Annotated in this window: 20 protein-coding genes; 11 read left to right on the forward strand and 9 right to left on the reverse strand. The window is 74.4% G+C overall.

Annotated features, from left to right (window positions below; genetic code table 11):
* Positions 1–35: 35 nt before the first annotated feature.
* Positions 36–926 (reverse strand): RNA polymerase sigma-70 factor, encoded by an 891-nt coding sequence (locus tag GGE06_RS13780; protein ID WP_116162220.1) that lies wholly within the window; start codon positions 924–926, stop codon positions 36–38.
* 167 nt (positions 927–1,093) lie between these two features.
* Between GGE06_RS13780 and GGE06_RS13785 the strand changes: the two genes are divergently transcribed.
* Positions 1,094–1,924, forward strand: a complete 831-nt coding sequence (locus tag GGE06_RS13785) for an alpha/beta fold hydrolase (protein ID WP_184930945.1) — start codon at positions 1,094–1,096, stop codon at positions 1,922–1,924.
* A gap of 949 nt (positions 1,925–2,873) precedes the next feature.
* Here the strand turns inward: GGE06_RS13785 and GGE06_RS13795 are convergent.
* On the reverse strand, positions 2,874–3,887 hold the full coding sequence (locus GGE06_RS13795) for a helix-turn-helix domain-containing protein (protein ID WP_116162216.1): 1,014 nt from the start codon (positions 3,885–3,887) through the stop codon (positions 2,874–2,876).
* Between the two features lie 108 nt (positions 3,888–3,995).
* On the opposite strand from GGE06_RS13795, the gene GGE06_RS13800 reads away from it, so the two are divergent.
* From GGE06_RS13800 to GGE06_RS13820, 5 genes are all read left to right on the forward strand, one after another.
* Positions 3,996–5,027 (forward strand): saccharopine dehydrogenase family protein, encoded by a 1,032-nt coding sequence (locus GGE06_RS13800; protein ID WP_116162214.1) that lies wholly within the window; start codon positions 3,996–3,998, stop codon positions 5,025–5,027.
* A 113-nt stretch (positions 5,028–5,140) separates the two neighbouring features.
* Positions 5,141–6,550 (forward strand): MocR-like pyridoxine biosynthesis transcription factor PdxR, encoded by a 1,410-nt coding sequence (gene pdxR, locus GGE06_RS13805; protein WP_116162212.1) that lies wholly within the window; start codon positions 5,141–5,143, stop codon positions 6,548–6,550.
* A 234-nt stretch (positions 6,551–6,784) separates the two neighbouring features.
* Complete coding sequence (locus tag GGE06_RS13810) at positions 6,785–8,377, forward strand: alkaline phosphatase D family protein (RefSeq protein ID WP_184930946.1); 1,593 nt, start codon at positions 6,785–6,787, stop codon at positions 8,375–8,377.
* 242 nt (positions 8,378–8,619) lie between these two features.
* Complete coding sequence (locus GGE06_RS13815; protein ID WP_312883131.1) at positions 8,620–11,403, forward strand: DUF7824 domain-containing protein; 2,784 nt, start codon at positions 8,620–8,622, stop codon at positions 11,401–11,403.
* Positions 11,404–11,491: 88 nt separating this feature from the next.
* Complete coding sequence (locus GGE06_RS13820; protein WP_221518007.1) at positions 11,492–12,910, forward strand: GNAT family N-acetyltransferase; 1,419 nt, start codon at positions 11,492–11,494, stop codon at positions 12,908–12,910.
* Here GGE06_RS13820 and GGE06_RS13825 read toward each other — a convergent pair.
* Positions 12,822–14,048 carry a trans-sulfuration enzyme family protein gene (locus tag GGE06_RS13825; RefSeq protein ID WP_376773538.1) on the reverse strand — a complete coding sequence of 409 codons (1,227 nt, stop codon included), beginning with the start codon at positions 14,046–14,048 and terminating at the stop codon, positions 12,822–12,824. The two genes, GGE06_RS13820 and GGE06_RS13825, sit on opposite strands and share 89 nt — an antisense overlap.
* 59 nt (positions 14,049–14,107) lie before the next feature.
* On the opposite strand from GGE06_RS13825, the gene GGE06_RS13830 reads away from it, so the two are divergent.
* From GGE06_RS13830 to GGE06_RS13840, 3 genes are all read left to right on the forward strand, one after another.
* Positions 14,108–14,605, forward strand: coding sequence for an Lrp/AsnC family transcriptional regulator (locus GGE06_RS13830; RefSeq protein WP_116162204.1), 498 nt, complete (start codon positions 14,108–14,110; stop codon positions 14,603–14,605).
* A 40-nt stretch (positions 14,606–14,645) separates the two neighbouring features.
* Entirely contained in the window at positions 14,646–16,358 is a 1,713-nt protein-coding gene (locus GGE06_RS13835) for a DUF885 domain-containing protein (RefSeq protein ID WP_376773540.1), read from the forward strand.
* Between the two features lie 159 nt (positions 16,359–16,517).
* Positions 16,518–16,967, forward strand: coding sequence for an Lrp/AsnC family transcriptional regulator (locus tag GGE06_RS13840; protein ID WP_116162200.1), 450 nt, complete (start codon positions 16,518–16,520; stop codon positions 16,965–16,967).
* On the opposite strand, the gene GGE06_RS13845 is transcribed toward GGE06_RS13840, so the two are convergent.
* From GGE06_RS13845 to GGE06_RS13855, 3 genes are all read right to left on the reverse strand, one after another.
* Positions 16,957–19,989, reverse strand: coding sequence for an AAA family ATPase (locus GGE06_RS13845; RefSeq protein WP_184930948.1), 3,033 nt, complete (start codon positions 19,987–19,989; stop codon positions 16,957–16,959). The genes GGE06_RS13840 and GGE06_RS13845 overlap by 11 nt on opposite strands.
* Positions 19,986–21,155, reverse strand: a complete 1,170-nt coding sequence (locus tag GGE06_RS13850; protein WP_184930949.1) for an exonuclease SbcCD subunit D — start codon at positions 21,153–21,155, stop codon at positions 19,986–19,988. The genes GGE06_RS13845 and GGE06_RS13850 overlap by 4 nt, the downstream gene beginning before the upstream one ends.
* Positions 21,156–21,419: 264 nt before the next feature.
* The gene (locus GGE06_RS13855) at positions 21,420–22,046 is read right to left on the reverse strand and encodes a YigZ family protein (RefSeq protein WP_116162194.1); all 627 of its coding nucleotides are present in this window, start codon (positions 22,044–22,046) and stop codon (positions 21,420–21,422) included.
* Between the two features lie 154 nt (positions 22,047–22,200).
* Between GGE06_RS13855 and GGE06_RS13860 the strand changes: the two genes are divergently transcribed.
* Positions 22,201–22,641: a CoA-binding protein gene (locus GGE06_RS13860; RefSeq protein WP_184930950.1), complete on the forward strand. Its 441-nt coding sequence runs from the start codon at positions 22,201–22,203 to the stop codon at positions 22,639–22,641.
* Between the two features lie 85 nt (positions 22,642–22,726).
* Here the strand turns inward: GGE06_RS13860 and GGE06_RS13865 are convergent, their stop codons facing one another.
* Positions 22,727–23,290, reverse strand: a complete 564-nt coding sequence (locus GGE06_RS13865; protein WP_184930951.1) for a YbaK/EbsC family protein — start codon at positions 23,288–23,290, stop codon at positions 22,727–22,729.
* A 44-nt stretch (positions 23,291–23,334) separates the two neighbouring features.
* On the reverse strand, positions 23,335–23,907 hold the full coding sequence (locus GGE06_RS13870) for a helix-turn-helix domain-containing protein (protein WP_116162176.1): 573 nt from the start codon (positions 23,905–23,907) through the stop codon (positions 23,335–23,337).
* A gap of 117 nt (positions 23,908–24,024) precedes the next feature.
* On the opposite strand from GGE06_RS13870, the gene GGE06_RS13875 reads away from it, so the two are divergent.
* Positions 24,025–24,888 (forward strand): DMT family transporter, encoded by an 864-nt coding sequence (locus GGE06_RS13875; protein ID WP_116162175.1) that lies wholly within the window; start codon positions 24,025–24,027, stop codon positions 24,886–24,888.
* A gap of 48 nt (positions 24,889–24,936) precedes the next feature.
* Here GGE06_RS13875 and GGE06_RS13880 read toward each other — a convergent pair whose 3' ends face one another.
* Positions 24,937–25,704 carry an acyltransferase gene (locus tag GGE06_RS13880; protein ID WP_116165649.1) on the reverse strand — a complete coding sequence of 256 codons (768 nt, stop codon included), beginning with the start codon at positions 25,702–25,704 and terminating at the stop codon, positions 24,937–24,939.
* Positions 25,705–25,797: the final 93 nt, after the last annotated feature.

Below are 25,797 nucleotides of genomic sequence, written 5' to 3' on the forward strand. Positions count from 1 at the left end.
GCGGGGCGAGTTCCGGCCGACTGGCGTGATCCTGGTCAGGCGTCGGCGAGGCCCCGGAGCTTGTCGGGGTTGCGGATGATGTGGACGCACTGGACGAGTCCGTCGCGCATCTCGATCTGGAAGACGGTGTCGGGCTTCCCGTCGGCGAGGACGAGCACCGCGGGGGCGCCGTTGAGCTCCAGGAAGCGCGCCTCGTACCCGGCCCACGCGTCCCGGGCGACGGCGGAGAGGAAGCGGCCGACCTTGTCGGCGGTCTCGATGATGCGCAGCGGCGCCTTGGACTTGCCGCCGCTGTCGCCGACGAGCCGGACGTCGGGGGCGAGGAGCGCGAGGAGCTCGCCGAGATCGCCGCCGGCCGCGGCGGAGAGGAAGCGCTCGGTGAGGTCGCGGCGCTCGGCCGGGTCGACGTCGTAGCGCGGCCTGCCCTCGTCGACGTGGCGCCGGGCGCGTCCGGCGAGCTGGCGCACGGCCGCCTCGGAGCGGTCGAGGGCGGTGGCGATCTCCCCGTACGGGAAGCCGAAGGCCTCGCGGAGCACGAAGACGGCCCGCTCCAGCGGGGAGAGGGATTCGAGCACCACGAGGACGGCGAGCGAGACGGAGTCGGCGAGCAGCGCGCGCTCGGCGCTGTCGGGGGCGGCGGGGCCGAAGTCGGTGACGAGGGGCTCGGGGAGCCAGGGGCCGACGTAGGACTCGCGGCGCGCCTGCGCCTGGCGGAGCCGGTCGATGGCGAGCCGCGTGGTGATCCGTACGAGGAAGGCGCGCGGTTCGCGGACGGCGGCCCGGTCCGCGGCGGTCCAGCGCAGCCAGGCCTCCTGGACGACGTCCTCGGCGTCGGCGGTGCGGCCGAGCATCCGATAGGCGACGCCGAGGAGCATCGGGCGGTGCTCCTCGAAGAGTTCGGTCAGGGTGTCGGTGTCGGTGAGCACCCACCCATCCCAGCCCACGTCACCGGTCCTGTCCAGTTTCCGGCTCCCGTCTTGAACTCCTGGCTACTGAGCGGTAATTCTTACTGACGGGACGTCTAAAAGATGGCGCGTGCCCGGTGTTCACGAGGAAGCTCCACGAGCGAGCTTCACGAGGAAGCGAGGGGCCCATGCCCGCACGGATCGCGTTCACGATCGAGACCCCGGCGGGTCCCCGCACCACGTCCCTGACGTACGAGCGGCGGGGCGCGGGCGAGCCCTTGCTGCTGCTCCACGGCATCGGGCACCACTGGCAGGCCTGGGAGCCCGTACTCGACGTGCTCGCCGCCGAACGCGAGGTCATCGCCGTCGACCTGCCCGGCTTCGGGGCCTCCGACGGGCTGCCCGAGGGCTGCCCGTACGACCTGTCCACCGTCGTCCCCGTGCTCGGCGCCTTCTGCGGGGCCGTCGGCTTCGAGCGGCCGCACGTGGCGGGTAACTCGCTCGGCGGACTGCTCGCCCTCGAACTCGGCCGGGAGAAGCTGGTGCGTTCGGTCACCGCCCTCTCCCCCGCCGGCTTCTGGTCGGAGAGCGAGCGGCGGTACGCCTTCGGGACCCTGCGGGCCATGCGCGGCGCCGCCCTGGCGCTGCCCGTGCCGCTGATCGAACGCCTCTCCCGCTCGGCCGCCGGACGCACCGTGCTCACCAGCACCATCTACGCGCGCCCCGGCCGCCGCTCACCCGAGGCCGTCGTCGCCGAGACGCTCGCGCTGCGCGAGGCCACCGGCTTCCACCAGACGCTTGCCGCCGGCCGCACGGCCCTCTTCCGCGACGTCGTCCCCTCGGTCCCCGTGACCGTCGCCTGGGGCAGCGGCGACCGGCTGCTGCTGCGCCGCCAGGGCATCCGCGCCAAGCAGATCCTGCCCGCCGCGCGCCTGGTCAGGCTCCCCGGCTGCGGGCACGTGCCGATGAACGACGACCCGGCTCTCGTCGCACGCGTGATCCTGGACGGCAGCCGCTGAGACGAGGTGGGGCGTGCGTGTGAACAGACCACGCCGGCGCACCTGTGTGAACAGACCCCTGCGGGCCTCCCGTGTGAACAGGCCCGTGCCCAGGGCGGCTCCGGCGCCCACGAGGAGGCTGCCGGTGGCCTGCGGGAGGCCGAAGACGGCGTCTCCGACCAGGGCGGCGCTCAGGGCTGCGGCGATCGGGATGGCCCCGGTGTAGAGAGTGGCCCTCTCCATGCCGACACGCTGGACGCCCATGTAGAAGAGGACGAATCCGACGACGGTGGCCAGGGCCGCCTGCCAGAACAGGGCTCCCGCCTCCACGGCCGTCGGCATCCGCACGAACCCGGCGCCGTCCACGACCAGGCCGAGGAGTGCCGCCTCGGCCGCGCCGATCCCGCACACGGCGGCCGTCAGGAGCTTCGGCCCGAGGACCCGGAGCACCGGGACGGCCAGCACGGTGAAGCCCACCTCACCCGCGAGCGCCGCCGCGGACCAGCCGATCCCGGCCAGGTCCGTCCGGCCCCAGCCCTGCACGGTGAAGGCGCCGGCGGCGACGAGCAGCGCTCCGTACAGCACGGCGGGGGCGGGCCTGCGACCCTCGGTCAGCGGGACGAGGACCGCGACGACGACCGGGGCGCAGCCGACGAGGACGCCGGGGACGGCGGGCTCGGCGGTCCGCTCGGCGGCGAGGACGGCGAGGTTGAAGCCGACCATGCCGACGGCCGCGAGCGCGGCGAGCCGCAGCCAGTGGCGGGCGGTCAGGAGCCGCAGCGGGGCGAGCCCGTCACGGCCGAGCAGCGGGAGGAGGAGCAGGCATGCGGCGCCGTACCGAAGGGCTTGTCCACCCGCGTACGGGTAGGCGCCGAGCAGGCTGTTGGCGGTGAAGGAGGCACCGACGAGGGCGTAGGCGAAGGTCACCAGGAGGACCCCGCGCAGGGCGTTCGCGTTCATGCCTCCGACGCTAGGGAGCGGTGCGGTCCGCGTTGAGGTCCACTTCCGTCGCGCCATCGGGGACCACTTCGCCGGGACCGGGGCGGGTCCGCAGGCGGAAGGTGCGGCGATAGGTGTCCGGGGGCACGCCGACGGTGCGGTTGAAGTGCCGGCGCAGCGTCGTGGCGGTGCCCATGCCGGTGGCCTCCGCGATGGCGTCGACGCTGTCGTCGGTGGCTTCGAGGAGCTCCTGGGCGCGGCGGATCCGCTGGGTGAGCAGCCATTGCAGCGGAGTGGTGCCGGTCGCCGCCCGGAAGTGGCGGCCCAGGTGGCGCGAGCTCATCCGCGCCCGGCGCGCCAGGTCCTCGACGGTCAGCGGCCGGTCGAGCCGTTCGACCGCCCAGGGCAGCAGCTCGGTGAGCGGGTGGTCCTCGCGGGTGGGCACGGGTGCGGTGACGAACTGGGCCTGGCCGCCGTCCCGGTGCGGGGGCACGACCAGGCGGCGGGCGACCGTGTTGGCGATCGCCGAGCCGTGGTCGAGGCGGACGAGGTGCAGGCAGAGGTCCATCGCGGCGGCCTTGCCGGCGGAGGTGAGCACGGTGCCGTTGTCGACGTAGAGCACGTCCGGGTCGACCTCGACCCGGGGATACCGCTCGGCCAGGGCCTCGGTGTGCGCCCAGTGCGTGGTCGCACGGCGGCCGTCGAGCAGACCGGCGGCGGCCAGGACGAACGCGCCCGTGCACAGGGACGCCACGCGCGCGCCTGCCTCGTGGGCAGCGCGTACGGCGTCGACGAGGTCGGCGGGCGGTTCCCGGTCGACGTCGGCCCAGCCGGGGACGATCACCGTGTCCGCGTACGGGAGTCGGTCGAGCCCGTGGTCGGGTTCCAGGCGGAACCGCTCGACCCGTACGGGGCCGGGCCCGCAGACGGTCATGTCGTACCAGGGGACGGCGACCGCGTCCGGGGCGGAGCCGAACACCTCGTGGGCGAGGGAGAGTTCGAAGTGCAGCATGCCGTCGGTGACGGCCAGCGCGAGCGTACCCATGTCCGTAATTGTACGGGACATGTCGTTCCGGACACTCGCGGTGGCTCGCAACGGCCGCCAGGATGGCAGTAGTTGAACATTCGATTACAGGGAACGGCGGGAGAAGTCATGGGATCGGGTCGGACGGTCGCGGTGTTCGGTGCCTACGGTCACACCGGGCGCTTCGTGGTGGCGGAGCTGCTGGAGCGGGGGTTCGTCCCGGTGCTTTCCGGCCGCGACGCCGACAAGTTGCGGGCGCTCGCCGCGTCCCACGACGGGCTCGACGTCCGCCCGGCGTCGGTCGACGACCCGGCCGCGCTCGACCGCGCGCTGGCGGGCGCGGCGGCCGTCGTCAACTGCGCCGGACCGTTCGCCGTGACCGGCGCCCCGGTGATCGAGGCCGCGCTGCGGGCCGGAATCCCGTACGTGGACGTGGCGGCCGAGATCGAGGCCAACGCCGACACCTTCGCGCGCTTCAGGGACCGGGCCCGCGCCGCGGGAACCGTGATCGTCCCCGCGATGGCCTTCTACGGCGGCCTCGGCGACCTCCTGGCGACCACGGCCATGGGCGACTGGACGACGGCCGACGAGGTGCACGTCGCGTACGGACTGAGCAGCTGGCACCCCACAGCGGGGACCCTCGCGGCGGGCAGGGTCTCCCGGGAGCGGCGGGGCGGGCGGCACGTCCGCCACACCGGCGGACGGCTCGAATACCACGACGACGCGCTCTCCGTCGTGGAGTGGCCCTTCCCCGCGCCCCTGGGCACCCGACCCGTCATCGGCGAGTTCACCATGGCCGACGTCGTGACCGTCCCCAGCCACCTGGCGGTGCCGGAGGTACGCACGTACATGGCGGTCGACGCGGCCCAGGACCTGACGGCGCCGGACCCGTCCGCACCGACCGCGGTCGACGGGCGCGGCCGCTCCGCGCAGACCTTCCTGGTGGACGTCGTCGTGCGCTCCGGCGGCGCGGAACGCCGGGCCGTCGCCGCCGGCCAGGACATCTACGCCGTCACCGCGCCGCTCGCGGTGGAGGCGCTCCACCGCATCCTCACGGGCCGGACCCGGACGACCGGCGTCGCCTCCGCGGGCGAGATGTTCGACGCACCCGACTTCCTCCGCGCGCTGTCCGCACACCTGTCCCTGGACGTGCGGCACTGACCCGGGGCGGCCTCGGCATCATGGGTCCGACCGGGTGGATCGGTCCTGGGGTGGATCGGTCCCGGGTGGATCGGTGAACTTCCGGGCCGGGACGGCGAGAAGGGCCAGATGACATGAGGAGCCAGGGGCAGGCGGCCTGGGAGCTGCTGCTGCCGGCCGCAGGCGCTCCGCCGCGACGGCGGGGGCGGGCACTGCAGGAGGCACTGCGGGAGGCCGTGCGGTCGGGGCGGCTCGCGGCCGGGACGCGGCTGCCGTCGACCCGCGCGCTCGCGGCCGACCTCGGCGTCTCGCGGGGCCTCGTCACCGAGGCGTACGAACAGCTGACGGCCGAGGGCTACCTGCGCAGCGACCGGGGCGCGGGGACCTGGGTGGGCGGCGCGGCCCGGGCTGCCACGCGCGGGGCCCGCGACCTGGCCGCCGGGACGCCCGGGATCCGGATCGACTTCCGTCCGGGGACGCCCGACCTGTCGCTGTTCCCGAGGAGCGCCTGGGCGGCGGCACAGCGGTCCGTGCTCACGCGGCTCCCCCACCCGTCGCTCGGCTACCCGGATCCGCGCGGGCTCCCCGCACTGCGCGAGGCCCTCGCCGCGCTGCTGGCGCGGCGGCGGGGCGTGGTGGCCGATCCCGAGCGGCTCGTGGTCTGTTCGGGCGTGGCACAGGCGTCGACCCTGCTCGGCTTCGTCCTACGCGCGCGTGGACACGACCGGGTCGGCATCGAGGACCCCGGCAGCCCCGAGCACGGGCGGCTGTTCGCCTCGACCGGCCTGGACACGGTGTGGCTGCCACTGGACGAGGACGGTCTGCGCCCGGGGCCACTCGCCGACTCCGGCGTACGGGCGGTGGTGGTGACGCCCTCGCACCAGTTCCCGTCCGGGATCAGCTGGTCGGCGGAACGCCGGGCCGCGCTCCTCGACTGGGCGCGCGCGGTGGACGGATACGTCCTGGAGGACGACTACGACGGCGACTTCCGCTACGACCGCGCCCCCGTCGGCGCGCTCCAGGGACTCGACCCCGAGCGGGTCGCCTACGCCGGCTCGGTCAGCAAGTCCCTCGCCCCGGGCCTGCGGCTCGGCTGGCTGCTCGTCCCGGAGGCGCTGCTCGACGAGGTCGTCGAACGCAAGCGGACGATGGACCTCGGGAATCCCGTACTCGACCAGGCCGTCCTCGCGGAGTTCGTGACGCGCGGCGGGTACGACCGACAGCTCCGCCGCTGCCAACGCGCCTACCGGGAGCGGCGGGACGCGCTCCTCGCCGCCCTCGCGGAACACCTGCCCGGCACCCGTGTGAGCGGCATCGCCGCCGGACTCCACGTCATCGCGCGCGTACCGGCCGGTTTCGGGCCACCCGAGCGGTTCCTGGCACGGGCCGCGGAGGCCGGGGTGGCGCTGCGTTCCCTGGAGGAGTACGGCACGGCCCGGCCGGCGGACGGGGACGTACGGCTCGTCATCGGGTACGCGCACCTGGCGCCTTCGGCCGTCACGACGGGGATCCGGCTGGTGGCGGAGGCGTTGGGGCGCGGGTGACGGGGGTCGTGGATCCAGAATCCCGGGTGTTGGATCCGGGATGTTGGATCCCGGATGTTGGATCCGAAGTGTTGGATCCCGGATCCAAAGCGGCCGGCGGCCAGGGCGATCTGTTCACGCGGGGTTGGTGTGGGCGCCGCACCCGGTCGTTAGGCATGGGGCGGCGCACTCGGCCGTCCGGCATGGGCCGGGGCGCCGTCCGTGACCGGAACGACCGACCCCGGAGGTCCTTTCATGTCCCTTCCCCCGTCCGCCTCTTCCTCCTCCCCCGCCCGGCGGAGCATCCTGCGCGGCTCGCTGGCCGCGTCGGCGGCGCTCACCCTCGGCGGCACCGGCCTCGCCGCCCCGGCGTTCGCGCTCTCGGGCCGGCCCCGGGCCGAGTGGGGCGTGCAGGCCGGTGACGTCACGGCCTCCTCCGGTCTGGTGTGGGTGCGTTCGGACCGGCCGGCGCGGATGCTCGTGGAGACCTCGGCGACCGAGTCCTTCCGGCACGCGCGCCGCCACCTCGGGCCGCTGATCGGCGCGGACACGGACTTCACCGGTACGACCGCCCTACGCGGACTGCCGGCGGGCGAGCAGATCCACTACCGGGTCACCCTCGTCGATCCGGACGACCCGCGCCGGGCGGGCGAGCCGGTCCTCGGTACCTTCCGCACGGCCCCGGACCGGCGCCGGGGCGGGGTCCGCTTCCTGTGGTCCGGGGACATCGCGGGGCAGGGCTGGGGCATCAACCCGGACATCGGGGGCTTCCGCGCGTACGAGGAGATGCGCCGCCTCGACCCGGACTTCTTCCTGTGCAGCGGCGACACGATCTACGCCGACGGGGTCATCCAGCCGAGCGTGACCCTGCCGGACGGACGGATCTGGCGGAACGTCACGACGCCGGAGAAGTCGAAGGTCGCGGAGACCCTCGACGAGTACCGGGGCAACTTCCGCTACAACCTCCTCGACCACAACGTCCGGGCCTTCAACGCGCAGGTGCCGTCGGTGGTGCAGTGGGACGACCACGAGGTGCGGAACAACTGGTACCCGGGGCAGATCCTGGACGACGCCCGCTACACGGAGAAGGACGTGGACGTCCTCGCGGCCCGCGCCTCGCAGGCGTTCGGCGAGTACTTCCCGGTCTCCACGCTCCACGCGCGCGGTGGGGGACGCGAGCGGCGGGTGCACCGGGTGGTGCGGTACGGGCCGCTGCTCGACGTGTTCGTGCTCGACATGCGCTCGTACCGGAACGCCAACTCGCCCGGCCGGCAGGCCGACGACACCACCGGCATCCTCGGTGCCGAGCAGCTCGCCTGGCTCAAGCGGGAGCTGGCCGCGTCCCGTGCGGTGTGGAAGGTGCTCGCTGCGGACATGCCGATCGGTCTGGTCGTCACGGACGGCGCGGCGAACTTCGAGGCGATCGCCCAGGGCGACCCGGGCGTGCCGCTGGGCCGGGAGCTGCAGATCGCGGAGCTGCTGAGGTTCGTGAAGCACCGGCGGATCACCGGCACGGTGTGGCTGACGGCGGACGTCCACTACACCTCGGCGCAGCACTACGCGCCGGAGCGGGCGGCCTTCCAGGACTTCGCGCCGTTCTGGGAGTTCGTGTCCGGGCCGCTGGCGGCGGGCGGGTTCCCGGCGAACGCGCTGGACGCGACCTTCGGTCCGGAGCGGGTGTTCGTGCGGGCGCCGGAGCGGGCGAACCTGTCGCCGATGGAGAGCCCGCAGTACTTCGGCGAGGTCGACATCGACGGACACAGCGGGGAACTGACGGTACGGCTGCGGGCCGAGGGCGGCGCGGTGCTGTTCACCAAGGTGCTGCAGCCGGGGCGCGTCGGACAGTAACCCCTGGTCGGGGCGGGCGCCGCTGATTGTCAGTGGGGGGTCGTAACGTCGTTCCCATGACGCGATCCGTACAGGCGCTCGCCTCCGTCCGGCCGTCCGCGCCGGGGCCTACGGGCTCCGGCCGCGGTTCGGGTCGTTCTCCGGCCGCGGCAGAACGGGACGGGGGGAGCATGGGAACGGGGAGGGCTGACGACGTGGTGGCTGGTGCGGGTGACAGCACGGGGGTTCGTGCGGGTGAGGACGTGACGGCTCGCGCGGGCGGTGGCGGGCAGGGGGACGCCCGCGTCGAGGAACTGCTCGCGGCGGTGCGCGACGGGGAGGCCGCCCGGATGCCGGGGCTCCTGGAGCCGCTGGACGCCGCCGCCCGCAAGGCCGCGCTCGCTCGGCTCAAGGAGTTGCGCGCGGAGGTGCGTGCCGGGAAGTGGGCGACGCCGCCGTACCACCCGAACCGGATCCGCAGCGCGCTGTACGTGGCGGGGGCCGGCTGTCACCCGACGGCCGCGGCCGCCGCGAGCTGGCTCGGCGCGCGCGACCTGTTGATCTGGGAGGAGGACAAGGTCCTGGCCCTCGAGGTGCTCGGCGACCGGGACCCCGAGTGGGCGGCGGACCTGGCGGGGCGCCTGGCCAAGCGCCGGACGGCGGCGGAGAACAGCTACCCGCTGTTGCACGGGCTCATGGTCCGCTCCGGGTACAGGGTGCCGCCGACCGACGGCTACGTGACCGGCTGGGCCTGGCACATCACGGACGATCGGCTCGTGGAGCGTCTCCGGGAGGACCCGCAGACCCCGGTCCTGGTGGCGCACGCGCTCGCGATGGCCGAGCCGCCCGAGCGGCTGGCCCGGTCCCTCGGCCGCCGACCGGAGCGGTACTGGCCCTTCGCCCTGCGGACGCTCGTCGAGGAAGGGATCCTGGACCGGGCGCAGATCCTGGACGTGTGCGTGTCGCGGCTGCTGCGCGGCGGCCCCATCCGGAACCTCCGCCTGCCGCTGGAGATGGTGCGGCTGCTCGCACCGGACGCGGAGGAGCTGCGGCAGCGGATCCCGGACTGGGTCGGGATCGCGGCCGAGGCGCCGTCGCTCGTCGCCGGGTACGCCCAGGACGTCCTGGTGGAGCTCGCCTCGGCGGAGCTCCTGCCGGTCGGGGCGCTGGCCGAGATGACGGCCGGTGTTCTCTTCCGTACCGAGAAGAAGCTCGTACGGGCCCAGTTGGCGCTGGTCGGCAAGGTGCTGGCCCGGGAGCCGGGCGCGGCCGGGGAGCTGCTGCCCGCCGTGACGGAGGCCTTCGCGAGCGAGGACACCGACGTGCAGGAGCGGGCCCTCAAGCTGGTCGGCCGCCATCTGCCGGCCGTGGACGCCGAGGTCCGACGCGAGCTGGCCGAGGCCGCCGGTCTCCTGGGCCCGACGCACCGGCAGGCCGCCGAGGAGCTGTTCGGCGCGGACCTGGAGCAGGAGGCGCGGCTTCCGTACGAGGAGATCCTGCCGCCGGTGCCGGAGCCGCAGCGGCTCGCGCCTGCGGCGACGACGGTCGAGGAGCTGATGGCGCAGCTGGTGGTGAGGCGCCTGGCGGAGGAGCCCGCGGCCTTCGAGCGGGCGCTCGACGGGTTGGTGCGGCACGCGCACGCCGACCGGGCGGCCGTGGCGGAAGCGGTGCGGGAGGCCTTCCCCCGGCCGCGATGGGAGCAGGAGCCCCACTACTTCACGCACGAGACCCATGGGGTCCATGTGGTGCTCGCGGGGCTGCTCGGGGTCCTGGACCCGGCGCTCGTCGATGTCCGCAGGACCCAGGGGCACGGTTCCGTCGCCTGTCTCCACCAGGCTCTGTCGGGGGTCCTCGACGCCCGGCTGTGGGAGGCCGCCGGCCTCGTCGGCACGGCCGCGCTGCCGTTCCTGCTCGCCACGCCGACCTGGCACACGGGGGCGATCGACCCGCTGGTCCTGGTGGACCGACTGCGGGAGTACCGGGACGCCGGCGTCGAGCCCGCTCCGACCGATCTCGCGCAGGCCCTGGTCCGGGTGCTGCGAGCCGATCCGTCGGCGGAGCGGGCGGCCGAGGAGGCCGCGGCGCTCGGCACCGAGCCCGGCCGACGGCTCGCCGCCTGGCTGCGAGGGGAGGCGACCGCCGCAAGAGCCGTCCAGGGCGCGGCAGCCGACGAGCCGGTCCCGAGCGCGACGGCCGACGAGCCGGTCCCGAGCGCGTCCGGCGGCGGGGCTGTCGCTGATGCGGCCTCCGTCGGGGCCACCGTGCGTTTCCTCCAGCGCGACGAGGACAGGACCCTTCGCAGGCTGTGGCTGGCCGACCGCCTCGTCGTCGGGATCGACGAGCACCCCGCCGTGCGGGCGGAGTTCCCGCCCGCCTTCCAATGGCTCGGTGGCGCCCTGGAGGCGACTCCGCGCCGCTGCACCCACTGGATAGAGGGCCGTGCGCAGTGGTCGACGGTGCTGCCGGCCGACCGCGAGGTGTTCGCGGCCTGTCTCCTGCCGACGCTCACGAGCAGCACCGAGGGGGACTCGCGCGGCACGACCGAGCCGCTGACCGCGCTGGTCGAGGCCGAAGGTCCGGTCGGAAGGGCGGTCCTGCTGGCCCTTGCCTTCGGTCTCGGCTGTGTGGACGCGGACGACCGGCTGCGCGCGGTGGACGCCGTGCTCGTCCTGGCGGCGCGGGGCGAGCTGGACGCCCGGGGGCTCGGTGCGGAGCTGGCGTGGCTGGTCGCGGAGGGTTCGGTGAAGCCGAACCGGCTGGCGGACGCGGCCCGAACGGCGGCCGCCACGGGCGCGTACGGGACGGTCTGGGCGGTGCTCGCGGCGATGCTCCCGGAGCTGCTCGCCGCGGCGAAGCCGGTACGGGGGCTCGGCGAGGTCCTCGCGGTCGCCGCCGACTGCGTGGAGCGGTGCGGGGCCGTCGGCGAGGTCTCCGGGCTCGGCGCGTCGGCCTCGGGACGGGGTTCCTCGCAGCTGGTGGTGCAGGCCAAGCGGCTGCTGGGCGCACTCCGTCAGGGGGTCGATCAGCCGCCGACAGAAACGGTCTGAATCGGTTCTTAATCCGCCAGATCGGCGCTTAACCCGTCAGTCACAAAGCGTTCGTGATCACGCAACACCGCTGGGTCACAGTGAAGCCATGACCGATGTGACGTCTTCGAAGAGCGCCCACCGTCCGCACCACTGGCGGCACGACCTGATCGAGCTCGCCGCCCTGTTCACCGCCGTGGTGGTGGCCGACACGATCGCCAAGACCGTGGTCAAGGGCCATGACGGCCCCTACCTCCTGGTCTTCTCGGCGATCGCGCTGGTCGCCACCGCCGCGTTCCACACCTGGTGGGCGCGGCGGCACAGTCATGCCAGCCCTGCCCCACCCGCCGGCCTCCCGGCGGCGGCCGGGTCCGAGCGGAGCGAGAGCGGGGACGAGTCCGCGGCCCCGGCCGAGACCACGCTGTGGCGGATGCGGACCACCGTCGCGGACACCCCGGGCAGCCTCGCCGCGCTCTGCACGGTCCTCGCCCGCCTCGGCGTGGACATCCTCACCCTGCAGACGCATCCGCTCGGTGACGGCACGGTCGACGAGTTCCTGCTGCGCGCCCCCGCCGACCTCTCCGCGCAGGCCCTCGCCCGTGAGACGGCGGCGGCCGGCGGCCGTGACACCTGGACCGAGCGGGCCGACGCCCACGACCTGGTGGACACGCCCACCCGGGTCCTCGGCCTGGCCACCCGTACCGCGCTCGACGCGGCCGAACTGCCGCTCGCGCTGCGCCAGCTCCTCGGCCGCTGCACCCTCCACTCCGTGCCGGCCGTCTCGCTCACCGGCCGCCCCACCGGCGAACAGGCCCCGGTGGAAGGAGTCCTGGAGGAGACCGTGATGCGGCTGCGCGACCCGCACGGCGGCACCCTCATCATCGAGCGGCCCTATCTGCCCTTCACCCCGACCGAGTTCGCCCGGGCCCGCGCCCTCGTCGAGCTCGACGCCCGCCTCGGCCCCCGCCTCCCGCGCAGCCGGGACGTGCTGACCCTGCCGGAGGGCAACGAGATCACCGTGCGCCGCGCCGACCAGCGCGACCTGGCCGCCGCGCGCGCCATGCACGACCGCTGCTCGGCCCGCACCCTGGGCCTGCGCTACCACGGCCCGGTCGGCGACGCCGACCGCTACCTCGACCACCTGCTCAGCCCCCGCTTCGGCCGTACCCTCGCCGTGCAGACGACCTCCGGCCGCCTCGTCGCCCTCGGCCACCTGCTGTGGGACGGCGACGAGACCGAGGTCGCTCTCCTCGTCGAGGACGACTGGCAGCGGCGCGGCATCGGATCCGAGCTCCTCGGCCGACTGGTGGCGATGGCCGAGGAGACCGGCTGCGACAGCGTGTACGCCGTGACGCAGTCCTCCAACACGGGGATGGTGGCCGCGATGCGGGCGCTGAACCTCCCCCTCGACTACCAGATCGAGGAGGGCACCCTGGTGATCACCGCCCGGCTGGCCTCGGCATCGCGACCGGCCGCCCGGACGCAGCAGGAGCAGCCGCACGAAGGGACCCGGCCGGCGGAGCGCTGAGCGCCTGGGTCAGGTCGCGCCACAGGTCCTCGACGTCCTCCAGGCCGACCGACATCCGCAGCAGCCGGTCGCTGACGCCCGCCGAACGCCGGTCTCCCTCGGCCACGATCCGGTGGCTGATGGAGGCCGGGTGCTGGATGAGGGTGTCGACGCTGCCGAGACTGACCGCCGGGGTGATGAGCCGTACCCCGGCGATCACGTCGTGCGGGTCCCCGTACACCTCGAAGGCGATCATCGCGCCGCCGATCCGCGGGTAGTGGACGCGGGCGATCCGGGGGTCGGTGGCGAGCCGCCGGACCAGCTCCGCGGCCGTCGAGGACGCCGCCCTGACCCGTACCGGAAGGGTGGACAGGCCGCGCAGCAGCAGATATCCGGCGAGCGGGTGGAGCACCCCTCCGGTGGCGAAGCGGATCTGACGGAGGGTACGGGCGAACTCCTCGTCGCAGGCGACGACCCCGCCCATGACGTCGCCGTGGCCGCCGAGGTACTTGGTGGCGCTGTGCAGCACGATGCGCGCGCCCTGCTCGACGGGCCGCTGGAGCACCGGCGTGGCGAAGGTGTTGTCGACGAGCAGCGGGACGGAGCCGCAGGAGTGGGCGAGGGCCCTGATGTCGGCCTCGGCGAGCGTCGGGTTGGCGGGCGACTCGACCACGACGAGGCAGGTGTCGGGGCGGAGGGCGTCGGTGACGCCCGCCGGATCGGTCCACGTCACCTCGGTGCCGAGCAGCCCGGCGTCGAGGAGGTGGTCGCTGCAGCCGTAGAGCGGGCGGACGGCGACGACGTGGCGCAGGCCCTGGCTCGCCCGTGCGAGGAGCACGGCGGTGAGGGCGGCCATGCCGCTGGCGAAGGCGACGGCGGCCTCGGCGCCCTCCAGGCGGGCGAGGGCGTCCTCGAAGCGGGCGACGGTCGGGTTGTCGAGCCGGGCGTAGACCGGCGGCCCGTCGAGCCGGGCGCCGGTGGTGGCGAACTCGTCGATGCGGGCGGCCTCGGCCCGGGCGTCGTACGAGGGGTAGGTGGTGGACAGGTCGAGCGGCGGGGCGTGCAGCCCGAGGCCGGCGAGGTCTTCGCGGCCGGCGTGCACGGCTTCGGTGGCAAGGGCCCTCGGGATGGCCGAGAGGCCGTGATCCATGGCGTCCATGGCGGCACTGTGAACGGATACCGGGAAGTAGCGCGAAATCACCGTGCTACGTTCGCCAGATGGCCGATTCTGTCGTACTGGACACGGTCGATCTGCACATTCTTCGCCTCCTGCAGAACGACGCCCGGAGCACCTACCGCGAACTCGCCGCCGAGGTCGGGGTCGCACCCTCCACCTGCCTCGACCGGGTGGCACGGCTGCGCCGCACCGGCGTGATCCTCGGACACCAGCTACGACTGGATCCGGCCAAACTCGGGCGCGGGCTCGAAGCACTGCTTCTGGTCCAGGTCCGCCCCCATCGGCGTGAACTGATCGGTCCGTTCGTCGACCGGATCCGGGCCCTCCCCGAGTCCCGGGCGCTGTTCCACCTCACCGGACCCGACGACTACCTGGTGCACGTGGCCGTGGCGGACCCCGCCGACCTGCAGCGTCTCGTCCTCGACGAGTTCACCTCGCGCCGCGAGGTGGCCCGCGTCGAGACGCGGCTGATCTTCCAGCAGTGGGAGTGCGGCCCGCTCCTGCCGCCCTCCTCGGGCCCCTCCTTGTCAGCCGACTGAGGCCGGACGAGGGTGACGCGGGCCCGCCGGAGGCGCCAGGATGACCCCCATGCCAGACACTTCCATCAGCCCGCTGCCCCGCCAGGTCGCCGACGACCACGTCGACGCACTCATCGCCCTCGACCCGATCACCGGTACGTACCTGGGAGTCAAGGAGAGCGCCGGACGGCTGCCGGACTTCTCGCCCGCCGGCCAGCGTGCGGTGGCCGACCTCGCCCGCCGCACGCTCGCGCGGCTCGACGAGGCCGAGCGGGCGCCGGGCGCGGACAGCGACGCCGAACGGCGCTGCGCGCGGCTCCTCCGGGAGCGGCTGACGGCGGAACTGGCCATGCACGAGGCCGAGGAGAACCTCTGCACCGTCAGCAACATGCGCTCGCCCGCGCACAGCGTCCGCATCGTCTTCACCGTCATGCAGACGGAGACCGAGGAGGACTGGGAGGCGGTCGCCGACCGGCTGCGCGCGGTCCCGGCCGCGCTCGACGGCTACCGCGCCTCGCTCGCGCTCGGTCTGGAGCGCAAGCTCCACGGCGGGCCGCGCCCCACCGCCACCTTCGTCGAGCAGCTCACCGAGTGGGCCGGCGGGGAGAACGGGAAGCTGGGCTGGTTCGAGGAGTTCGCCGCCGCCGGCCCCGCCGCGCTCCCCGAGGAGCTGCGGGCCGCGCTCGCGACGGCCGCGAAGGGCGCGACCGCGGCCGTCGGGGCGCTGCGGGACTGGATGCGCGACGTGTACGCACCGGCCGTCGCCGACGCGCCGAACACGGTGGGCCGCGAGCGCTACCAGCGCTGGACCCGCTTCTTCAACGGCACCGACCTGGACCTCGACCAGGCGTACGCGTACGGCTGGACCGAGTACCACCGGCTCCTCGGCGAGATGCGGACCGAGGCCGAGCGGATCCTGCCCGGCGCGGGCCCCTGGGAGGCGCTCGCCCACCTCGACGAGCACGGCACCCACATCGAGGGCGTGGAGGAGGTACGGGTCTGGCTCCAGGAGCTGATGGACCAGGCCATCGAGACGCTCGACGGCCGGCACTTCGAACTCGCCGAGCGGGTACGGCGGGTGGAGTCCCGGATCGCCCCGCCCGGCGGCGCCGCCGCGCCGTACTACACCGGCCCGTCCGAGGACTTCTCCCGCCCCGGCCGCACCTGGCTGCCCGTGGACGGCACGACCCGCTTCCCCGTGTACGACCTGGTGTCGACCTGGTACCACGAGGGCGTGCCCGGCCATCACCTGCAGCTCGCGCAGTGGGTGCACGTCGCCGACCGGCTCTCCCGCTACCAGGCGACCATCGGCAAGGTCAGCGCGAACTCGGAGGGCTGGGCGCTGTACGCGGAGCGCCTGATGGACGAGCTCGGCTTCCTGCCCGACGCGGAGCGGCGCCTCGGCTACCTCGACGGGCAGATGATGCGCGCGTGCCGGGTGATCGTGGACATCGGCATGCACCTCGGCCTGGAGATCCCCGCGGAGTCGCCCTTCCACCCGGGCGAGCGGTGGACGCCGGAGCTCGCGCAGGAGTTCTTCCAGCTGCACAGCAGCCGGCCGCCGTCCTTCGTGGAGAGCGAGATGACCCGCTACCTGTCGATGCCGGGCCAGGCGATCGGCTACAAGCTGGGCGAGCGCGCCTGGCTGCTCGGTCGCGCCAACGCGCGGGCCGCGCACGGCGACGCGTTCGACGCGAAGGCCTGGCACATGGCGGCCCTCTCCTTGGGCCCGCTGGGCCTGGACGACCTGGTGGACGAGATCTCCCGCCTCTGAGGTCTCCGTATCCGGGATATCGGATCCAGTATCCGGGATATCGGATCCGAATCTTGGATCCGAATCTTGGATCCGATGCCCCGGCTCCGGCGTCTCCGATGGCGAGAATCCCCGGTCGATCGCTTGATCGGCCGGGGATTCCCCCGCAGGATCTCTCCCATGAGCACCGATTACGCACCCGACGCCACCGACTGGCGCATCCTCGAAGCGCTCCAGTCCGAGGGCCGTGCCAGCTTCGCCGAGCTCGCCCGCGCCGTGTCGATGTCGCCGTCCGCGGTGACCGAGCGGGTGCGGCGCCTGGAGGACGCCGGGGTGATCACCGGGTACACGGCGATCGTCGACCAGGACCGCCTCGGCCTGCCCATCCTCGCCTTCGTACGGCTGCGCTACCCGCACGGCAACTACAAGCCGTTCCACGACCTGCTGGACACCACGCCCGAGGTCCTCGAAGCGCACCACGTCACCGGCGACGACTGCTTCGTCCTCAAGGTCGCCGCCCGCTCCATGAAGCACCTGGAGGGGATCAGCGGGAAGATCGCCACGCTCGGCGCGGTGACCACCAGCGTCGTCTACTCCTCGCCGCTGCCCCGGCGTTCCCTCAGCCGCTGAGCGCGTCCGCGCCGGTCCGCAGCCGCACGGCCGAGCCCTGGCGCGCCTTGACCACCTCCAGCTGGGCGGGGATCCGGCGGCGCAGGTCGCCGACGTGGCTGACGATGCCGACGCTGCGGTCCCGTTCGCGCAGCGAGTCCAGGACGTCGAGGACCTCGTCGAGGGTCTGCTCGTCGAGGCTGCCGAAGCCCTCGTCGATGAAGAGGGTGTCGAGCCTGACCCCGCCGGCCTCGTCGGTGACGACGTCGGCGAGGCCGAGGGCGAGCGCGAGGGAGGCGAAGAAGGTCTCGCCGCCGGAGAGCGTGGCCGTGTCGCGTTCGTTGCCCGTCCAGGCGTCGACGACGTGCAGTCCGAGGCCGGACCGCTTGCCGCCGGAGCGCGCGTCGGAGTGGACCAGGGTGTAGCGGCCCGAGGACATGCGCTGGAGGCGGGCGCTCGCGGCCGCCGCGACCTGTTCGAGCCGGGCGGCGAGGACGTACGACTCCAGGCGCATCCGGCGCTCGTTCTCCGCGGAGGTGCCGGCGGTGAGGGCGGCGAGCCGGGCCACCCGGTCGTACTCCTCGCGCAGCGGGCCCAGGCGGCGGACCTCGGTGGCGGCCTGCCGGGAGAGTCCGGCGAGTCCGGTGGCCCGCTCGCGGGCGGCGGAGAGGGCGGAGTCGGCCTCGCGGAGGGCGCGTTCGGCCGCGGCGTGCGCGGCCGCCGCGCCGGCGGGGTCGGCGGGCGGCCGGGCGGCGGCCTCGGCCGTGCCGGGCTCGGCGAGCCGGTCCGCGACGGCGGCGGCCTCCGCCTGCCAGGCGTCGACGCGCTGCTGGAGGTCGCGGCGCTCACGCTCGTCGAGGACGGCGCCGGCGGCCTCGGCCGGGGTGGCGAAGCCCGCGCGGTAGGCGGCGTCGGCGAGCCGGTCGTCGGCCTCCTTGAGGCGCTGGGCGGCGAGTTCGGCGGTGTGTACGGCCCCGGCGGCGTGGGCCAGGAGCGCGATCCGCCGCTCGAGGAGGGCCGCGTGTTCGGCCACGCTGGCGAACACGCCGCGTCCCCGGGCGAGTTCCTCGTCGAGCGCGGACTGCTCCCGCTCCAGGGCCTCGCGCCGCGAGGTCCGCGCGGCGACCCGCCGCTCGGCCTCCCGCTGGGCGCCCACCCGCTCCTCGTGTTCCCGCTCGGCTCGCGCGAGCGCCTCCCGCGCGCTGTGCGTCTGCCCGGCGAGGGCGTGCACCTCGGCGTGCAGCCGGGCCAACTCGTCTGCTTCGTCGGCGAGTTCGGCGACGGTGGGCTCGGGCGACTCGGGCCCGTCCTGCACCTCCGTACGTGCCGCGGACCAGGACTCGCGGGTGACGGCCAGTTCGCGTTCGGCACCCGTGCGGGTCTCCTCGGCGCGGGTGTAGGCCGCATAGGCGGCGTCCTCGGTGGCGCGGTCGACGTGGTCGGCGGTGGTGCGGGCGGGGGCGGGGTGGGCGGTGGAGCCGCAGACCTGGCAGGGGTCGCCCGGGGTGAGCGTGACGGCGAGTTCGGCGGCGATGCCCTCCAGGCGGCGGGACTTGACGTCGAGCCAGGTCTCGTGGGCCGCGTTGCGCCGCTCGCGGGCCTCCGCGAGACGCGCCTCGGCCACCCGGGTGCCCTCGGCGAGGGCGTCGCGGCGGCGGGCCGCGGCGAGCCGGCGGCGGGCGGGATCGAGGCGGCCCGCGAGGTGCTCGGCGCGGGCGGCGGCGTCGCGGGCGGCCTCGACGCGTTCGGCGAGGGCCGTGCGGCGCGGTTCCCAGCCCGCGAGCCAGTCGGCCGCGTCCCGGAGGGCGTCCTCGTCGGCGCGCGCCTCCCGGGCGAGGACGGCGCGTTCCTCGGCGACGGCGGCGGCCCGGTGCTCGGCGCGGCGGGCGGCTTCGAGGCCGCCGAGCTCCTCGCGCAGCCGGTGTTCGCGGGCGGAGAGCTGCTCGGCGCCGTGGTCGGCGAGGCTGGGGGGCAGCTGGGCGAGCGCACGCTCCCGGGCGCTCTGCGCGGTGGTGTGTTCGCGCTCGGCGTCCCGGCGCAGGCCGAGCGCGGGGGCCACCCGGTCGGCCTTGAGGCCGCGGTCGAGGGTGGCCTGGAGGCGGTCGCGCTCGGGGGTCTGTTCGGTGAGCCGCTCGCGGCGCCGAAGGGCGTCGGCGTGCCGGGCCTGCCGGGCGGCGAGGTCGTTCTCCGCGTCGAGGGCGGCCCGCGTGGAGGCCTGCCCCGCCTCGGCCGCGGTGAGGCGGACGCCGGCGATGTCGAGGGCCTCGCGGGCCTCGGTGCGGGCGACGGCGGCCCAGGTGAGGACGGACTCGGCGAGCCCGGGGTCGCCGGGCCGGCCCTCGACGGGGGTGCGGGCGGCGTCGAGGCCGCCGGCGGCCTGGGTCATGCGGTGGGCGAGGGTGAGCAGCCGTGCGTCCCCGTCCTCGACCTGCTGCTGTGCGGCGCGTCGCAGTTCGGCGAGGCGTTCCTCGACGGCGGCGAAGCGGCGGGTGTCGAAGAGGCGGCCGAGGAGCTTGCCCCGGGCCTCGGCGTCGGCGCGCAGGAAGCGGGCGAAGTCTCCCTGCGGGAGGAGGACGACCTGGCAGAACTGTTCGCGGCTCATGCCGACGAGCTGGGTGATCTCCTCTCCGATCTCCTGGTGGGAGCGGCTGAGGCCGGCCCACTCGCCGGTGGCCGGGTCGTACTGCCGGAGCCAGGTCTGGGCCTTCTCGGTGGTGAAGCCGCCGCCGCGCTTCTTGGGCCGCTGCTGGGCCGGGCGGCGGGTGATCTCCAGGCGCCGGTCCCCCGCGGTCAGTTCGAGCAGGACCTCGGTGTACGTGCCGACGGGCGCGTGGTCACTGCGCAGGGAGGTGCCGGGGTTCTGGCGGACGCCGGGCACGCTCCCGTACAGGGCGAAGCAGACGGCGTCGAGGACGGAGGTCTTGCCGGCGCCGGTCGGCCCGTGGAGGAGGAAGAGCCCGGCGGAGGACAGGGCGTCGAAGTCGACCTTCTGCGTGGTGCCGAACGGCCCGAATGCCGTGATCTCCAGGCGGTGCAACCTCATCGGCCCACCTCGCGCTCGGCCGCGTCGACGCGGACGTCGTCGAAGGCGCCGTACAGGACGGACCGTTCGGCGCCGTCGAGGGCGGCGCCGCCACGCACATGGGCCACGAAGTCCTCCGCGATCTGCTGGTCGCTGCGGTCCCGGAGCCGCTGGGCGTAGGAGGCGCCCTGGTCGTCGCCGGTCCGCTCGGGGTCGAAGACCAGGTTGAGGGCGTGGGGGAAGCGTTCGGTGAGCCGGGCCATGGGCTCGGCGGGGCGCACGGGGTCGGTGAGGGTGGCCTCGACCCAGGACTGCTCGTGCGGGGCGAGCGCCGGGTCGGCGAGGAGGTCGTCGAGCCGGCCCCTGATCCGGGCGAGGGGGCGCGGGACGGGGCAGTCGAGGCGTACGTCGGCGGTGATCGTCCCGTTCTCGCCGAGGTCGATCAGCCACATGGTCTTGCGGTGGTCGGCCTCGGAGAAGGAGTAGGCGAGCGGGGAGCCGGAGTAGCGGACGCGGGGGGTGAGGGTCTGGCTGCCGTGGAGGTGGCCGAGGGCGACGTAGTCGACGCCGTCGAAGATCCCGGTGGGGACGGCGGCGACGCCGCCGACCGTGATGTCCCGCTCGCTGTCGCTCGGCGCGCCGCCCGCGACGAAGGCGTGGGCGAGGACGACGGAGCGGGTGCCGGCGGGCCGCGTGGCGAGGTCGGCGCGGACGCGGTCCATGGCGGCGGCGAGGACGGCCTCGTGGCCGGCCTTCTCGGCGCCGAGGCGCTCGCGGACGAGCGCGGGTTCCAGGTAGGGCAGGCCGTAGAGGGCGACCTCGCCGTGGGGGTCGGTCAGGACGACGGGGGTGCCGATGCCGTCGGGGTCGGTACGGAGGTGGATCCCGGCGCGTTCGATGAGTCCGGCGCCGACGCCGAGCCGCCGGGCGGAGTCGTGGTTGCCCGAGATCATGACGGTGGGCACGCCGGCCTCGGCGAGGCGGTGCAGCGCGGTGTCGAACAGCTCGACGGCGGGCAGCGGCGGCACGGCCCGGTCGTAGACGTCACCGGCGACCAGGACGGCGTCCACGTCGTGCGCGTGGACGGTCGCCACGAGGTGGTCGAGGAAGGCGGCCTGGGCGTCGAGGAGGCCGACGCGGTGGAAGGACCGGCCGAGGTGCCAGTCCGAGGTGTGCAGGAGCCTCACGATGCCGTCCCACCCCGCATGTGCCCCGCTCCTCGCCGCCGGTTCCCGTTCGTGTGCGCCCACCACGCTATCCCGAGCGGGGGTGTGGGGAGGGCCTCACGGGTGGGGCTCCCCTGGCGGGGTGTCACGGACGGGGCTCCACGGGAGCGGACGCCACGGGCGGGGGCGTCACCGAGGGCTCGCCCGTGTGAGGCGCGTCACCTGCGACGTGTCACGCGCGCGTACATCTCGCCGCGCCACGCGTCACCCGTCACAGGTCACCCGTCACGCGTCCCCGTACGCCTCGCCGCCGAGTTCGAAGGAGGCCGTTCCCGCCGTGGCGTCGGCGAGCCAGCCGCGGAAGGCGGGGACGTCCGCGTCGGGGAGACCGATCTCGATCGTGACGGCGTCGGCGTACCGCACCTCGCGGACGGCGCGGCCGGTGGCCCGCAGGTCGTTCTCCAGCTTGCCGGCGCGCTGGTGGTCGACGGTGACGGTGGCGAGCCGGAAGCGCTGCCGGGTGACGGTGCCGAGGGCGTCGAGCGCCTCGCCGACCACCCCGCCGTACGCGCGGATCAGGCCGCCCGCACCGAGCTTCACGCCGCCGTAGTAGCGGGTGACGACGGCGGCGACGTACCGCATCTCGCGGCGCAGCAGCATCTGGAGCATGGGGACGCCGGCGGTGCCGCCGGGCTCGCCGTCGTCGCTCGCCTTCTGCACGGAGGCGTCGGCGCCGAGGACGTACGCGAAGCAGTTGTGGGTGGCGGTCGGGTGCTCCCTGCGGATCCGGGCGACGAACTCCTGCGCCTCCCGCTCGTCGGCGACGGGTGCGAGCGCGCAGAGGAAGCGCGAGCGGTTGATCTCGGTCTCGTGCACGCCCTCACGGGCCAGAGTGCGGTACTGCTCCTGCATCCGACCAGCCTACGTTCCGCCGGGCCCGGCCTGATCGGCAAGGCACTCCCTAGGGGAGATCTCAGGGCCGCGCGGTGGCGCGGGCGGGAATCACGGCTCGGCGCGGCTCGTTCCACTCGCAGACGGGCCGCGCCCACGAAAGGCAGCAGAAGCGATGAGCGTAGACACCACGACCACGGACCCCACCGCGTACTCCGCGTCGGAGACGGTGCGGCGGATCCTGACGTCCACGGGCGACACCTGGGCGGTGGTCGGCCTCTCGTCGAACCGGGGCCGTGCCGCGTACGGGGTGGCGGCCGTCCTCCAGCGCTTCGGGAAGCGGATCGTGCCGGTGCACCCGAAGGCGGAGACGGTCCACGGCGAGCAGGGGTACGCCTCGCTGGCCGACATCCCGTTCCCGGTGGACGTCGTGGACGTCTTCGTGAACAGCGAGCTGGCGGGGGCCGTCGCCGACGAGGCCGTCGCGATCGGCGCCAAGGCGGTCTGGTTCCAGCTGGACGTCATCGACGAGGACGCGTTCGCCCGCACCCGTGAGGCGGGGCTCGACATGGTCATGGACCGCTGCCCCGCGATCGAGATACCCCGCCTGGGCTGAGCCGCGGGCCGGGTCCTGGGCGGGGCGCTCGGCCCCGCCCTCACCCGACGCTCGGCCCCGTTCTCACCGACGGTCGGCCCCCTCCTCACCCGACGGGGACGCCGAGGCCCTCCAGGACGACGGCGCCGGGGAGTTGGGCGAAGGCCTTGCCGGGGAGGATGAGCTTGCCCCGGCGGCGGCCGCTGCCGATGAGGACCCATTCGGTGTCGACGACGGCGGCGTCGACGAGGAGGGGCCAGTCGGCCGGGAGGCCGACGGGGGTGATCCCGCCGTACTCCATGCCGGTCTCGCCGGTCGCGGTGTCCATCGGAGCGAACGAGGCCTTGCGGGCGCCGAGGTGCTTGCGGACGAGGCCGTTGACGTCGACCCGGGTCGCCGACTTCACGAGGCACGCGGCGAGGGTGGTCGTCTCGCCGCGCCTGCCCGCCACGACCACGCAGTTGGCGGACGCGTCGAGGAGGTCGGGCCCGTGGTGCTCGACGAAGACGGCCGTGTCGGCGATGTCCGGGTCGGTGTCCACGTACAGCACCTGGTCGGCCGTGACGGGCCCCGTCCAGGCGCGGACGGCTGCCGCGACGGGGGCGGTCAGGAGGTCGAGGCAGTCGGGGGCGGGCCGGGCGTCTACGAAGTCTCCGATGGGTGCGCGCATACGCCTCACGCTAACAACCGCCGCCCGGGGAAGGGGCATCCGTCTCAGCGTACGGGCGGGATGGAGACGGCCATCGTCATCTCGGCCGGCTCGTCGCCGTCGTTGCGGTAGGCGTGCGCGACGTTGGCCTCGAAGACGGCGGAGGTGCCGGCGGGCAGCGGGTGGTCCTCGCCCTCCACGACGAGGGTGAGCGTCCCGGCGGTGACGTGCAGCAGCTCGACCGTGCCCTCCGGGTGCGGGTCGGAGGCACTGCCGTCGCCCGGCATGAGGGTCCAGGACCAGAGCTCCAGCGGGCCGCGGGCCTCCGTGCCGACGAGGAGCGTGGTGTGGCTGCCGGTGGAGGTGGACCACATCCGGACGGCCTGGCCGGGCGGGACGAGCCGGACCTGGGGGCCCTGCTCGTAGTCGAGGAGGGTCGTGATGGAGACGCCGAGGGCGTCGGCCAGCTTCACGGTGGTGCCGACGCTGGGGTTGGTCCGGGCCTGCTCGATCTGGATGATCATGCCGCGGCTGACGCCCGCGCGGGCGGCGAGCGCGTCCAGGGTGAGTCCCCGCTCCTTGCGCCAGCGCTTCAGGTTCCGGGCGAGCGACTGCGTGAGCTGGTCGAGGTCCGACACGTTCCGTCCAATATTCTGGATGACAGAGTTCAACAGACTGAACTACGGTGGGGTGCACCCGATTGTTCACTGCACTGTACTGCCGCACGCCGCTGACGCACGCCCTTGCGAGGATCCATGACCGCCCTGTTCGCCCTGGCCACCAGCCTTCTGTGGGGCCTCGCCGACTTCGGGGGCGGACTCCTCACCCGCCGGATCCCCGCCCTCACCGTCGTCGTGGTCTCCCAGGCCCTCGCGGTCCTCGTCCTCGGCTCGATCGTCCTCGCGACCGGCGCCTGGACCGAGGCGGGGCCCCAGCTCTGGTACGCGGTCGGGGCGGGCGTCGTCGGCCCTGCGGCCATGCTCGCCTTCTACAAGGCGCTCGCGCTCGGCCCCATGGGGGTGGTCTCGCCGCTCGGCTCCCTCGGCGTCGTCGTCCCCGTCTCCGTCGGCCTCCTCGTCGGCGACCGGCCGGGGCTGCTCCAGTTCGCCGGGATCGCGGTGGCGATCCTCGGCGTGGTGCTCGCGGGCGGACCGGAGCTGCGCGGGGCGCCCGTCCAGCGCCAGGCGGTCCTGCTGACCCTGATCGCGGCGTTCGGCTTCGGCTCGGTGATGACGCTCATCGCCGAGGCGTCCACGACCGTCACGGGCCTGTTCCTCGCCCTGTTCGTCCAGCGCGTCACCAACGTCCTGGTCGGCGGCGGAGCCCTGTACGCCTCGGTGAGGCGTGGCGGCCGCGCGCTTCCGGAGGGCGGCGCCGGGGTCGTCCGCGCCGCGCTCCCGGCCCTCGCCTTCGTGGGCCTCGCGGACGTCGCCGCCAACGGCACGTACGCGATCGCCGCGCAGCAGGGCCCGGTCACCGTCGCCGCCGTCCTCGCCAGCCTCTACCCGGTCGTCACGGCCCTCGCGGCCCGCGGCGTCCTCAAAGAACGGCTCCGCGCGGTCCAGGCGGCGGGCGCGGGCCTCGCCCTGGTGGGCACGGTCCTCCTGGCGACGGGCTAACCGCTCACCGCCGGCCGTTCACACCGCCGGCCGTTCACCCCTCACCGGTCAGGACGGCACGGACTCCGACGACTGCGCGCGCTGCGCCTCCCAGACGGCCAGCGCCGCGAGCTGCTCCGGGGTGACGTGTTCCGGGATCGGCACCGGGGCGGGCGTACGGATCGGCGGCTGCCAGCCCTTCTCCGGGTCCCAGCTGCGGACGACCCTGGCCGGCGCGCCCGCGACCACCGAGTGGTCGGGAACCTCGCCGCGCACGATCGCGCCCGCCGCGACCACCACGTTCCGGCCGAGGCGCGCGCCCGGGAGGATCACCGAGCCCGTGCCGAGCCAGCAGCCGGGGCCTATGGAGACGGGTGCCGAGCGGGGCCACTGGCGGCCGACGGGCTCGTCCGGGTCGTCGTAGCTGTGGTTGGTCGAGGTGATGTAGACGTACGGGCCGCAGTAGGTGTCCGAGCCGATCGTCACCTTCGCGTCGGCGATGACGTGACTGCCGCGCCCGAGGACGACTCCGTCGCCCAGGGTCAGGACCGTGTCGGTCCCGAGGTCGAGGTCCGGCAGCATCCCGGCCGTGAGCGTGACCTGTTCGGCGATGATGCAGCACTCACCGATCTCGATCCACGGCTCGCCGAAGACCGTGCCCTGCGGGAACGCCAGCCGGGTCCCTGCGCCGAGGCGGCGGAACCGCAGCTTCCCGGGGTGCTCGGCGGTGACGGAGCCGGCCTGCTGCACCCAGCGCCAGCCGCCCTGCACGGCACGGGCGAGGACCCTGCGCCGCCAGGCGGCGAGGGATGAGAACGTGTTTCTGTTCCTGGGCACCCGGCCACCGTAGTCGGAGCCGTCGCACCTGATCACCGCGGTGCGCTGTGATGTCCGTCATGAGCACGGCATAGGCTGCGTGCGGGGGCATCC

The organism is Streptomyces nymphaeiformis, assembly GCF_014203895.1.
Taxonomy (GTDB): Bacteria; Actinomycetota; Actinomycetes; order Streptomycetales; family Streptomycetaceae; genus Streptomyces; species Streptomyces nymphaeiformis.

Excerpts from the sequence above, each read along its gene's own strand:
- GGE06_RS13785 (WP_184930945.1), top strand. The coding sequence starts at position 1,094 with ATGCCCGCACGGATCGCGTTCACGATCGAGACCCCGGCGGGTCCCCGC.
- GGE06_RS13795 (WP_116162216.1), bottom strand. The coding sequence starts at position 3,887 with ATGGGTACGCTCGCGCTGGCCGTCACCGACGGCATGCTGCACTTCGAA.
- GGE06_RS13800 (WP_116162214.1), top strand. The coding sequence starts at position 3,996 with ATGGGATCGGGTCGGACGGTCGCGGTGTTCGGTGCCTACGGTCACACC.
- pdxR (WP_116162212.1), top strand. The coding sequence starts at position 5,141 with ATGAGGAGCCAGGGGCAGGCGGCCTGGGAGCTGCTGCTGCCGGCCGCA.
- GGE06_RS13810 (WP_184930946.1), top strand. The coding sequence starts at position 6,785 with ATGTCCCTTCCCCCGTCCGCCTCTTCCTCCTCCCCCGCCCGGCGGAGC.
- GGE06_RS13820 (WP_221518007.1), top strand. The coding sequence starts at position 11,492 with ATGACCGATGTGACGTCTTCGAAGAGCGCCCACCGTCCGCACCACTGG.
- GGE06_RS13825 (WP_376773538.1), bottom strand. The coding sequence starts at position 14,048 with ATGGACGCCATGGATCACGGCCTCTCGGCCATCCCGAGGGCCCTTGCC.
- GGE06_RS13830 (WP_116162204.1), top strand. The coding sequence starts at position 14,108 with ATGGCCGATTCTGTCGTACTGGACACGGTCGATCTGCACATTCTTCGC.
- GGE06_RS13835 (WP_376773540.1), top strand. The coding sequence starts at position 14,646 with ATGACCCCCATGCCAGACACTTCCATCAGCCCGCTGCCCCGCCAGGTC.
- GGE06_RS13840 (WP_116162200.1), top strand. The coding sequence starts at position 16,518 with ATGAGCACCGATTACGCACCCGACGCCACCGACTGGCGCATCCTCGAA.
- GGE06_RS13845 (WP_184930948.1), bottom strand. The coding sequence starts at position 19,989 with ATGAGGTTGCACCGCCTGGAGATCACGGCATTCGGGCCGTTCGGCACC.
- GGE06_RS13855 (WP_116162194.1), bottom strand. The coding sequence starts at position 22,046 with ATGCAGGAGCAGTACCGCACTCTGGCCCGTGAGGGCGTGCACGAGACC.
- GGE06_RS13860 (WP_184930950.1), top strand. The coding sequence starts at position 22,201 with ATGAGCGTAGACACCACGACCACGGACCCCACCGCGTACTCCGCGTCG.
- GGE06_RS13865 (WP_184930951.1), bottom strand. The coding sequence starts at position 23,290 with ATGCGCGCACCCATCGGAGACTTCGTAGACGCCCGGCCCGCCCCCGAC.
- GGE06_RS13875 (WP_116162175.1), top strand. The coding sequence starts at position 24,025 with ATGACCGCCCTGTTCGCCCTGGCCACCAGCCTTCTGTGGGGCCTCGCC.